We start from the raw sequence: 9,988 nt of genomic DNA, 5'->3' as shown, positions 1-9,988 counted from the left end.
GCCCGCGCGGTGCGGAACGCCACCTCGATCCAGTCGTTGCCGGTCGACTGCAGGTTGCTGCTGCGCCGCCCACCGGAGTTGCCGTCGGCATAGGCCTCGTTGACCACGTCCCAGGCGTAGATCTTGCCCTTGTAGTGGCCCACCACCCCGTTGATGTGATTGATCATCGCCTGCCGCAGCGCACTGCCCGACATCGACTGCATCCACCCCGGCTGCTGACCATGCCACGCCAGCGTGTGCCCACGCACCCGCTTGCCGTTCTGCACCGCCCAGTTGTAGACCCGGTCACCGGCAGTGAAATTGAACTGCCCCTGATTGGGCTCGGTCGCATCGATCTTCATCTCGTTCTCGGCCGTCACCATGTTGAACTCACGGTTCGCGATGGTCGTGTACGCCGAATCACCAAGCCGCCCCGAAGCGATGGCCGTACCGAAGTACCGCCCGCTCTGCGCGGCGGCCGCGCCGAGCGTGCTCGCCGCCGCACCGGCCGGCATGGTCGGTACCGTCACCGCGGCGACCACGCCGAGCAGGCCGGCGGCGGCGGCGATCAGAACCCGCGGCCGCCTGAAAGGCAGCGGCGGAAGCATCTCTCTAATGCCCATGACTGAGTGCTCCAGACTGAATCACGGAAATGCGGACACGCTGGGGTCACCCCGCGCGATCGACGCCGCGTCCCGTGATCAGGGAACGCACACCACTAGGGCGTCACGAATGACGGTCCTCACCGCACACCACCACATGGCAGGAGGAGCCGCCTCGGAAACACAGTCTGGAAACCCTGCCGAAATGTGTCAAGTCAGCGAGAAACTTTCAGAGGTGCGACGTCACCGAGGGAGACCCCGGAAAGCGCTCGATGAGCCCGGCCATCCCTCTACGCCCGCGAGGTCCGTCCTGTCCGTGCCGCTCTTCACGTCCGGCATCGACGAACGTACACTTCGTAAAGTACGTAGTTGACGATCATTGCGGAGTTGGCGCGGGTGAAAGTTTCGGAGGCCGAGTTCGTCGATCGCATGGGACTGATCATGGAGCGGCTGGGCGGGACGCGCACGATGGGCCGCCTGTACGGGTGGCTCATGATCTGCGACCCGCCCGACCAGTCGCTCACCGGCCTGGCGGCGACGCTCGGGGTGAGCAAGACCGCGGTCAGCACGGTCGCCAGGCAGCTCGAGCTGAGCGGGATGGTGGAACGCGTCCCCACCTCCGCCCGCGAGCACCGCTACCGGATGGTCGGCGGCGGATGGGACCAGGTCATGCGGGTTCAGCTGGCCATCGTCAGGCAGAGCCTCGACACGCTCGACTTCGGGCTGTCCCTCATCGGCGACGACCGGCCCGGCCAGCGCGGCCGGCTGGAGGACACCCGGGAGTTCTTCGCCTTCATCCTGCAGGACTCGGACGGGATGTTCGAGCGCTGGAAGGAGTACCGCGAGAGGTCGTCCTGACCCACATCGGCAGAGGGATCCTCAACCAAGGAGAGGCGATGTCCGACATCGTCGAACGGTACGACATCCCCGAACGGCACTTCTGGCTGCACGGGCCCCGTTCGGGCCCGGCGGTCGAGTTCGACGCCGGCACCGGGCTGTGGAACGTCTACGGATACCCGGAGGCCCACGAGGTCCTCGGCGACCCGGCGACGTTCTCCTCCAACACCATGCGCGTCGTTCCCAAGGAACTGCTGCCCAGCGATGACGACTTCTCGCTGAACGGCTTCATCACCCAGATCGACCCGCCGGAGCACGGCAAACTGCGCAAGCTGGTCAGCAGCGCCTTCACCCGCAAGGTCGTGGCCGACCTCGAACCGCGGATCGCCGCGCTAACCGGCGAGCTGATCGACGCGGCGCGCGAGCGCGAGCGGTTCGAGCTCGTGACCGACCTGGCCTACCCGCTGCCGGTCATCGTCATCGCCGAGCTGCTCGGGGTGCCGAGCAGCGATCGCGCCCTGTTCAAACAGTGGGCCGACGCGCTGTTCCAGCGGGACGCCGAGATCTCGCTCAACCGGTCCGCCGAGGAGCGCAGCGCGGACCTCGCGGCCACGATGGGACCGTGGAAGGAGATGTCGGCCTACCTCGCCGCGCACGCCGCGGAACGCCGGCGGCAGCCGCGCGCCGACCTGCTCACCAGGCTGGTGGAGGCGGAGGTGGACGGCGAACGCCTGCCCGACGAGGAGGTGGTGAACTTCGCCATCGTGCTGCTGCTCGCCGGTCACATCACCACGACGATGCTGCTCGGGAACACGGTGCTGTGCCTGGACGCCTTCCCCGGCGAACAGGAGGCGGTACGCGCCGACCGTTCGGCGATCCCGGCCGTCATCGAGGAGTCCATCCGGTTCCTGACGCCGTTCCCCCTCCTCGGCCGCACCACCACCCGGGAGGCGCGGCTCGGCGATGCGACGATACCGGCCGACCAGATGGTCATGGTCTGGCTCGCGGCGGCCAACCGGGATCCGCGCCAGTTCCGCGACCCCGGCGTCTTCGCCCCCGGTCGCGAGCCCAACCCGCACCTCGGCTTCGGCCGCGGCATCCACTTCTGCCTGGGCGCGCCCCTGGCCCGGCTGGAGGGACAGGTCGCGCTGAACATCCTGCTCGACCGGTTCGACGTCCTTCGCACCGACCCGCAGGACCCCGTGCAGTTCATCCCCACGCCGTCTCTGACAGGAGTGCGCCGTCTCCCGCTCGGCCTGGGGTGAGAACGCGTGACCGACGCGTGGCGGGCGCGACCGTTCTTCCCCCGTCGCGCCTGATGGGCGCGGAGACGCCCGCGGGGGCCGGTCCCGATGGGGCCGGCCCCCCACCGGTGTCGTCAGGCCGGGAAGTCGTCGGCCTCCGCGACCTGGCGCACCTCCACCTCGACGTCGTCGAAGAGGTCGGCGTACTGCTTGGCGTACTCGACGGCCTGCGCGCGGTCGTCGAAGTTGAGCAGCGCGAAGCCGCCGATGACCTCCTTGACCTCGGTGAACGGGCCGTCGATCGCGGTGATCCCCCCGCCGCGGGCCTTGCGGACCAGCGCGCCCCGCTCGGACGGGTGAACGCCCTCGGCCGTGATCAGGATGCCCTTCTCCATCGAGTCCTGGATGAACGCGCCCAGCTTCTCCATGAACTCCTGGCTGGGGTTCCAGGCCTCGGGGGCACGCTCGTCGAGCCGGTGCATCATGAGAAATCGCATTGTCGCTCCCTTGTCGTCTCGGGCTGGGTCCGGCGGATCCCGGACGCGTCGACCAGCCGTCACACACGCGTCGAACGCCGGCACGCCGTTTCGACACTCTCTTCGGGACGATTTTCGTCGGCGTCGTTCTGCCCCGGAACACCAGGTCAGAGGGTCGCGACCGCCGGTGGGTCGCCCTTCGGCGCGGTACGGGCGCACGAGCCCGCCAGGGACGGATCGCACGGAACCGTGCGTAGAGATCGCTACTAGTGCGCCGTTTCACTAAGATTCGGGGCCATGTGGCGGAAAGTCCGAGTACTTGTGGCAACAGTGTGTGCGATGGGCCTGCTGACCGTTCCGGCGGCGGCCGAGACGGGGAAGAAGGCGGACGAGCCGGCCAAGCCGTACTGCGCCCGGTACAAGTGCATCGCGCTGACCTTCGACGACGGGCCGTGGCCCTACACCCCCGAACTGCTCGACACGCTGAAGAAGCACAAGGCCAAGGCCACCTTCTTCCTGCTCGGCCGCAAGGTCGAAGGCCGGGCCGAGCTGGCCAGGCGCATCGTGGCGGAGGGCCACGAGGTGGGAAACCACACCTGGACCCACCCCGATCTCACCAAGCTGACCGATGACGAGATCATGCAGGAGGTCAACTCGACCTCCGAGGTGATCGAGCAGACGATCGGCGAGCGGCCGACGATGATGCGCCCGCCGAACGGCGCCACCGACTCCCGGGTCGGCCGCCTGATGGCCGAGCTGGAACTGCCGCAGATCCTGTGGACGGGCTCCACGCTCGACTGGCAGGCGCGCGACACCAAGGTCATCACCGCGCGGACGCTGAAGCTGGCCAAGCGCAACGGCGTCATCCTGCTGCACGACATCGTCCCCCAGACCGTCAAGGCGATGCCGGCCGTGCTGACCACGCTGGAGAAGCAGGGCTACCACTTCGTGACGGTGACGGCGCTGCTGCAGGGACGCGAGCTCAAGGGCGGCGAGGTCTACCCGGCGCGGTCCGAGTAGCCGTCGTCGGCGCGGAGGGACCGGTTGAGCGCGGACCTCAGCCGGTCCTGCAGGGGCACCTCGACCAGCCGGTGCACGCCGTACGCGAGGACGAGCGCGGCGGCCAGCACGACGGGCAGGGTGAGCCACCTGCCCAGCGGCGCGTGCAGCCACCCGATGAGGAGATACCCGACGTGGTGGTGGAACAGGTACAGCGGGTAGGTGAGCGCGCCCAGCACGGTGAGCCAGCGCCAGTCGACCCCGTCGAAGGTGCCGAGCGCGACCAGGACCATCACCAGGAAGATCAGGGAGATCACGCCGACCACCAGGGCGGACCCCAGGTTCTGCCCGAACCGCTGGACGGCCGGCGGGTTCTCCCCCAGCACCTGCACGAGCGCGACCGCCCAGCCGGCGCCCACGAACAGCCAGGGGAACAGTGACCCGCCGAAGCGGTGGACGAGGTACAGGGCCATCCCCGCGATGAAGTACGGGGCGCTGAAGGGGACGAGGACGGCCTGGAGGAGGTCGGCGTCCACCCGCTCGGCGATGGCCAGGAGCACCAGCCAGCCGCCGAGGAAGGCCAGGCAGCGCCGGTAGGTGAAGCCGATCGCGGCGAACACCGCGATGAGCACGTAGAAGACCAGCTCCTGCCAGAGCGTCCAGTACACCAGCTCCAGATCGCGGATCCGCAGCCCGTGCTGGAGCATGGTGAGGTTGGCGATCAGCTCGCTCAGGGTCGGCCGGTGGTCGGTGGTGAGTCCCACGACCGCGAGCGCGCCGAGGATGATCACGCTGGCCCAGTAGGCCGGGTAGAGCCGGGCGATCCGCGAGGAGGCGAACTCGCCGGGGGTGCGTCCCCACGCGCTCATCAGGATCACGAACCCGCTGATCACGAAGAACATGCGGACCCCGTAGACCCCGAACATGGTCACCGCGCTCAGGGTGGGGAAGGCGTTCGGCGTCCCCCACGCCCGCGTGTGCCCGTAGTGGAAGAGCACCACCGCGAACGCCGCGCAGAAGCGCAGCAGATCGAGAACGCGCAGCCGTGGCCGGACGGAATGCACGACCGGTAAATCTGCGACCTCGGGGGCCGGGAGCAGCATGGCCATGAATATAGCGATATAGATCGTCGAATCAGCCGTCCTCCTCCAGGTAGGCGGCCGCTTTCCGGCAGCGGCGACCCGCCTCCGCCCGCCGCCGCCCGCCGCCGGGGACGCCGGGAGCGGCTGAGGCCACCGGGCCACCAGGTGCGGGGTTTTCACCTACGGCGGTCGATATGCGGCTGGTAGCCTGAATCGCGGCCCGGTGCAGTCGGGTTGACCCGGCAGCACGGCGGACGGCGGCCCGGTCCGGTGGACAGCAGAACCGGAACGGGAAGGCGTCCGCCAGGAATGAGGAGGCCGATGGATCCATCGGTTGTGGATCGAATACGTCCAGGTGACCACGTGTGCTGGACCTTCGACGACGAACACCAGCGGCTGGCCGCCATAACGGGCTACGTGAAGGCCGGCGCCGGCGCCAACCAGAAGATCATCTACCTCTCCGACGCGTCCCCGGACCTCCTGCTGCGCGAGCTGACGGACAACGGCGTGGACGCCTGGCGTCTGGTACGCACCGGGCAACTGCAGATGGGCCGCCCGCGGGACGGCTACCTCACCAACGGCCTGTTCGACCCCATGGTGGTGCTCGACGACTGGCAGCGCGAGATCGCCGTGGCGCGCGGCGGCGGATACACGGCCCTGCGTCTGATCGGCGACATGTCGTGGGCGAGAGCCGGCGTGGTGGGCGCCGACCCTCTCCACTGGTACGAGGCCCAGGTCAACCGCGTCTTCGCCGACGGCTACGCCATGGCCCTCTGCCTGTACGACCGGCGGCTGTTCGACCAGGTCAGCCTCCTGCGCGTCTCGGCCGCGCACCCGTCCCGCATGGAACCCGGCACCGACTGGAACTGGCGGCCCCTGCTGCGCATGGAACGCACCGGTGAGCCGCCGGGGCTGCGGCTGATCGGCGAAGCCGACGCCTCCAACCGTGACGCGCTGGCCGCCACCCTGGCCGACGTCATCGACGACATGTCCCGCCCGGACGCCACGGTGACCCTCGACGTGGCCGGGCTGCGGTTCGCCGACGCCGGCGCCGCCAGGCTGCTCATGGGCGCGGCCGCCACCGCCCCGCCCGAAGTGCGCATCACCGGCTGCTCGGTGTCGCTGATGAAGCTGATGCGGTTGCTGGGCGGCGATCCCTGCGCCGGTGCCGTCGCATGAACCAGTACGCACCGTCCACGCGGGCGGCCGGCCCGTTCGAGCACATCGGCCTTTTCTACCGGGACCCGGACCAGTACGCGTCGGGCTGCGCGGCCTTCGTCCGGCGCGCGCTGGCCTCCGGAGACCCCGCCCTGGTCGCCGTCCCCGGCGGCAACGGCGAGCTGGTCCGCGCGCGGCTCGGCGCCGACGGCGACGCCGTGACCTTCGCCGACATGGCCCACGCGGGCCGCAATCCGGGGCGCATCATCCCCTCGGTCCTGCTGGCCTTCGCCGGCGCCCACCCCGGCCGCCGCGTGTGGATCATCGGGGAGCCCGTCTGGAAGGGCCGCAGCGCCGTCGAGTACCCGGCCTGCGTCGCGCACGAGGCGCTGATCAACGCCGCGTTCGCCGGCCGGGACGCCGCCATCCTGTGCCCGTACGACGCCTCGGCGCTCGACCCCTCGGCACTGGCCGACGCCGAGCGCACCCACCCCATCCTTCAGGACGCCGACGGGAGCCGGGCGAGCGCCGCCTACGGCGACCCGCTCGAGACGGCCGCGGCGTTCGACTGGCCACTGCCCGCGCCGCCGGACGACGCCGAGCGGTACACCTTCACCGGCGTCGGCGCGCTGCCGGGCGTGCGTGACTTCCTCACCGTGCGGGCGATGGCGGAGGGCCTGGCCGGGGAGCGCGTCGTCGAGCTGCTGCTGGCGATGAACGAGCTGGCCACCAACACCACCGAGTACACGACCGGGCCCGCCACGCTGACGGTGTGGGCCGAGGACGGCGTGCTCGCCTGCCAGCTCGACGACACCGGGCACATCGCCGACCCGATGACCGGGCGCGTCCCGCCGGCGGACGGCGCGACCCGCGGGCGCGGCGTGCTCATCGCCAACGAGCTGGCCGACCTGGTGCGCATCCACCACCGGCCCGCGGGCACCTCCGTGCGGTTGCACTTCCTGCTGTCCCCGCCCGGCGACCCTGCCGCGGCCGGAGCCGGCGGAGGCCTCGCTGAGACGGCCGTAGCGGAAGCCGGCGGAAGCCTCGCCCGGACGGCCGCGGCCGGAGCCGGTGGGAACCTCGCTCAGACGGCCGCGGGTGGAGCCGGTGGGGACCTCGTTCAGACGGCGGCGGTGGAGGAAAGCGGGAACGACCCGGTCAGCGCCGGCTCCTCGGGCTCGTAGGGCGCGAGGGTCACCGGGACGCCGTTGAACACGGCGTTGCCCGACGGCACGTCGACCACCGACTCGTCCGTGAGGGCGTTGGCGTTGACCCCGGCGTGCTCGGCCGCGACGCGCTGGGTGCTGCCCGCGTGGCCCCATCCGTGCGGCAGGCTGACCACGCCCGGCATGATGGCGTCGTTCGGCTCGACCGGCACGACCAGCTCGCCGTTCGCCGACCGGATCACCGCCTGCCCGCCGATGCCGTACCGGGCGATGTCGGCCGGATTGACGTGCAGGGTGCACTGGTTGCTCCCGCCGACCAGCGTGGGCACGTTGTGCAGCCAGCTGTTGTTGGAGCGCAGCTGCCGGCGTCCGATGAGCAGCAGTTCGGGGGCCGGCGCGGCGAGCCGCTCGCGCAGCCGTCCGGCCTCCTCGGCCAGCCGCGGCGCGGCCAGCTCCACCCGGCCCGACTCGGTGCACAGCAGCTCCGCCAGCCGGGGCGTGAGCGGCCCGAGGTCGATGCCGTGCGGGTTGTCCAGCAGGTCGGCGAGCGACAGTCCGTGCGTGCCGAGCCGCAGGAAGGCGTCCAGCAGCAGCTCGGGCCCGCTGTCGCCGATCAGCGAGGCCCGCACCTCGGCGACGTCCCTGCCCTCGAAGGGAGAGCCCGGCGCCTGCGTGGCCCCGCCGAGGATCTGGTCCAGCATCATCTCGGTGAGCGCTGCGGGGTCGGCGTCGGCGCCCTGGCCGGAGGCGATGAGCGTGAGCTTCGACAGGATGTCGGCCTCGGACATCTGCTCAGGGGAAAGCGGCAGGATGGCCGGGGAGAACCGCGTGTAGTTGCGCACGGTGACCGACAGCAGCAGGAAGTCGTAGTGCGGCATCTGCAGGATGCGCGGCGGCGGCAGGATGACGTTCGCGTGCTTGGTGGTCTCGTTCAGGTAGGGATCGACGCAGACCACGAAGTCGAGGCCGGCCAGCGCGCGGTCCAGGCGAGGGCCGCCCGGCGCCGAGAGCACCAGGTTGCCGGCCACGGACACCAGAGCCCTGACCTGCCCCTCGCCCGGGGTCTCGATCTCGTCGGCGAGGGTGGCCACCGGCAGCTCGCCGAGCGACTCCGGCAGCCCGCGCACGCGGCTGTGCCAGCGCCCGGTGGTGTACGGCTCGCCGGTGCGGCCGAGGTCCATGGTGGCGGTGCGGGTGAACATGACGCCGCCGGGCCGGTCGAAGTTGCCGGTCAGGATGTTGATCACATCGACGAGCCACTGCGTCGCGGTGCCGAACTCGACCGTGGAGCCGCCGATGCGCGAGTAGACGGCGGCCGTGGGCGCCGCCGCCAGCTCGCGGGCGATGCGGACGATGTCCGCGGCGGCCACGCCGCACACCGGCGAGACGATGTCGGGGGTGAAGTCCTCCGACAGCCGCCGCAGGTCGTCCAGCCCCGCGACGTCGAGGCCGATCGTCGTGAGATCCTCGGCGAGCAGGGTGTGGACGATGCCGAACAGCAGGAACGCGTCGGTGCCCGGGCGGATGAACAGGTGCTCGTCGGCGACGGCGGCGGTGCGGGTGCGGCGCGGGTCGACGACCACGAGCCGCCCGCCGCGCCCGCGCAGCGCCTTGAGGCGGCTCGGGAAGTCGGGGGCGCTGCACAGCGACCCGTTGGACTCCACCGGGTTGGCGCCGAGCACGAGGAAGTAGTCGGTGCGGTCGACGTCGGGCACCGAGATGGCGAGCGGGTCGCCGAACAGGTAGCCGCAGGCGACGTGCTTGGGCATCTGGTCGATCGTGCTGGCGGAGTAGACGTTGCGCGTGCCGAGGGCCTGGCCCAGCGCCCCCCGGTACAGGATGCCGCCCATGGTGTGGAAGGTCGGGTTGCCGAGGTAGAGGGCCACGGCGTCGCGGCCGTGCCGGTCGATGACGCCCTTGAGCCCCTGCTCGACGGTCTCGAAGGCCTCCTGCCAGCTGACCTCGTGCCATTCGTCGTCCTGCTTGCGCACGAGGGGGACGCGCAGGCGGTCGGGGTCCTGGTCGAGGTGGCCGAGGCTCGCGCCCTTCGGGCAGATGAAGCCCTTGGAGAACGGGTCGTCCGGGTCGCCCTTGACCGACGTGACGCGTCCGGTGTCGTCGAGCGTGAGCCGCAGGCCGCAGACGGCGTCGCATAGGGGACAGGTCCGGTGCGCGGTTCTCATCGGCACTCCCTGAGATCGTCGATTGGACCCATGATGAGCAGGCGCGGGAGATGGGGGGAACCCCAGCAAACGGTGGGATAGGGGTCGATACGGGTGGGTAGTCACGGGCCTGACTCCGGAGCACACACACCTTTACGAGCGGGTTCACGGCCATAAACGGCTTTTCTCACGTACGGTGGGTCCCGGGGGTTTTCACGGCGACATAGCGGGCAGTCCGGTCTGGTTCGAGCCGGCCGATCGACCGTCCGTAAAGGGAGAGCCT

Annotated in this window: 9 protein-coding genes; 5 read left to right on the top strand and 4 right to left on the bottom strand. The window is 70.5% G+C overall.

Annotated features, from left to right (window positions below; all coding sequences use genetic code 11):
- The coding region (locus tag ABZU32_RS07895; RefSeq protein WP_354918705.1) for an endo-1,4-beta-xylanase at positions 1–602 on the bottom strand (602 nt) is incomplete at its 3' end.
- Between the two features lie 348 nt (positions 603–950).
- Between ABZU32_RS07895 and ABZU32_RS07890 the strand changes: the two genes are divergently transcribed.
- Positions 951–1,439: a hypothetical protein gene (locus ABZU32_RS07890; protein WP_354918702.1), complete on the top strand. Its 489-nt coding sequence runs from the start codon at positions 951–953 to the stop codon at positions 1,437–1,439.
- Between the two features lie 38 nt (positions 1,440–1,477).
- Entirely contained in the window at positions 1,478–2,683 is a 1,206-nt protein-coding gene (locus ABZU32_RS07885; protein WP_354918699.1) for a cytochrome P450, read from the top strand.
- A gap of 113 nt (positions 2,684–2,796) precedes the next feature.
- Here the strand turns inward: ABZU32_RS07885 and ABZU32_RS07880 are convergent, their stop codons facing one another.
- Positions 2,797–3,159 carry a YciI family protein gene (locus ABZU32_RS07880; protein WP_354918696.1) on the bottom strand — a complete coding sequence of 121 codons (363 nt, stop codon included), beginning with the start codon at positions 3,157–3,159 and terminating at the stop codon, positions 2,797–2,799.
- Positions 3,160–3,477: 318 nt separating this feature from the next.
- Here ABZU32_RS07880 and ABZU32_RS07875 point away from each other — a divergent pair, with 318 nt between their 5' ends.
- Positions 3,478–4,158: a polysaccharide deacetylase family protein gene (locus ABZU32_RS07875; RefSeq protein ID WP_354853473.1), complete on the top strand. Its 681-nt coding sequence runs from the start codon at positions 3,478–3,480 to the stop codon at positions 4,156–4,158.
- Here the strand turns inward: ABZU32_RS07875 and ABZU32_RS07870 are convergent.
- Entirely contained in the window at positions 4,137–5,240 is a 1,104-nt protein-coding gene (locus ABZU32_RS07870; protein WP_354918693.1) for an acyltransferase, read from the bottom strand. The two genes, ABZU32_RS07875 and ABZU32_RS07870, sit on opposite strands and share 22 nt — an antisense overlap.
- A 300-nt stretch (positions 5,241–5,540) precedes the next feature.
- Between ABZU32_RS07870 and ABZU32_RS07865 the strand changes: the two genes are divergently transcribed.
- Entirely contained in the window at positions 5,541–6,398 is an 858-nt protein-coding gene (locus tag ABZU32_RS07865; RefSeq protein ID WP_354918690.1) for an MEDS domain-containing protein, read from the top strand.
- Positions 6,395–7,561, top strand: coding sequence for a sensor histidine kinase (locus tag ABZU32_RS07860; RefSeq protein WP_354918687.1), 1,167 nt, complete (start codon positions 6,395–6,397; stop codon positions 7,559–7,561). Before ABZU32_RS07865 ends, ABZU32_RS07860 begins: the two co-directional genes overlap by 4 nt.
- Here ABZU32_RS07860 and ABZU32_RS07855 read toward each other — a convergent pair.
- Positions 7,498–9,726: a molybdopterin-dependent oxidoreductase gene (locus tag ABZU32_RS07855; RefSeq protein WP_354918684.1), complete on the bottom strand. Its 2,229-nt coding sequence runs from the start codon at positions 9,724–9,726 to the stop codon at positions 7,498–7,500. The two genes, ABZU32_RS07860 and ABZU32_RS07855, sit on opposite strands and share 64 nt — an antisense overlap.
- Positions 9,727–9,988 lie beyond the last annotated feature (262 nt).

This window comes from Sphaerisporangium sp. NPDC005288, from assembly GCF_040607475.1.
Classification (GTDB): domain Bacteria; phylum Actinomycetota; class Actinomycetes; order Streptosporangiales; family Streptosporangiaceae; genus Sphaerisporangium; species Sphaerisporangium rhizosphaerae.
The sequence above is the reverse complement of the archived record's forward strand: the minus strand, read 5'-3'. Positions and strand labels throughout refer to the sequence as shown.